The organism is Enterobacter sp. RIT637, from assembly GCF_019718755.1.
GTDB lineage: Bacteria > Pseudomonadota > Gammaproteobacteria > Enterobacterales > Enterobacteriaceae > Enterobacter.
Map to the genome: position 1 here is coordinate 1 of NZ_JAIHAZ010000084.1, position 678 is coordinate 678.

At 60.6% G+C, this 678-nt stretch carries 2 protein-coding genes; both read right to left on the minus strand.

Going from position 1 to position 678, the window contains the following annotated elements; translation table 11 throughout:
* On the minus strand, positions 1-71 hold a 71-nt coding region (locus K5E19_RS23295), incomplete at its 3' end, for an urease subunit gamma (RefSeq protein WP_221553296.1).
* Positions 72-80: 9 nt separating this feature from the next.
* On the minus strand, positions 81-678 hold a 598-nt coding region (locus K5E19_RS23300), incomplete at its 5' end, for an urease accessory protein UreD (protein WP_221553295.1).

Here is a 678-nt window from a genome sequence, read left to right on the forward strand (position 1 = left end):
AGGCGGCGCTCCGCGACCAGCGCGGCGGTGAACAGCAACAGCTTGTCTTTTTCTCTGGGAGTCAGTTCCATAGGATTCTCTTAGGTCTGCCAGATTCGGGGGGCGTGAGGCGCTTTAGCGGTAACCTGCGGTCGCAGGTATTGCCAGATGTCGCGCATCGCCTGCTGGCAAATCAGGTTGTCGTGAGAGAGAAAACGCACCGACAGCAGGCCATCGGTGAGTGTTGCTCCGGCAAAATTCCCAAGGGCTGCCAGCCGTTCGCGCACGCCGTCCAGCAGAGCTTCGTTTGCCGGATAACAGAGCAGGGTGCCTGTCCACGGATGAGCCGCCACCGGCGTGAGATCGCCATCGCGCAGATGCTGACGTTCCACGAGCAACGGTTCGTCGTCGAGCCACACCTCCAGCCGACTTTCCAGGGTGCCGTGGCTGAAGGTTTCACCGATCACCGGACGGCCCAGGCTCAGCAGCTCCCACGCCAGCAGGGTACTGGAGTGATGCAGATGGAACACTGAGCGAAGCCGGGCGTCAGCGCCGGGGAAAAAAATCGTGTCCTGCGGCAGCCACTCAAGCGTTGCCTGCTCCTCAACATAAAAATGCTGATTGAGATGCGCCTGCGCGCCGCTGCTACGGTAAAACTTGCTGGCACCCGGCATAGTAATCAGCGCATGGCTGTTCGCT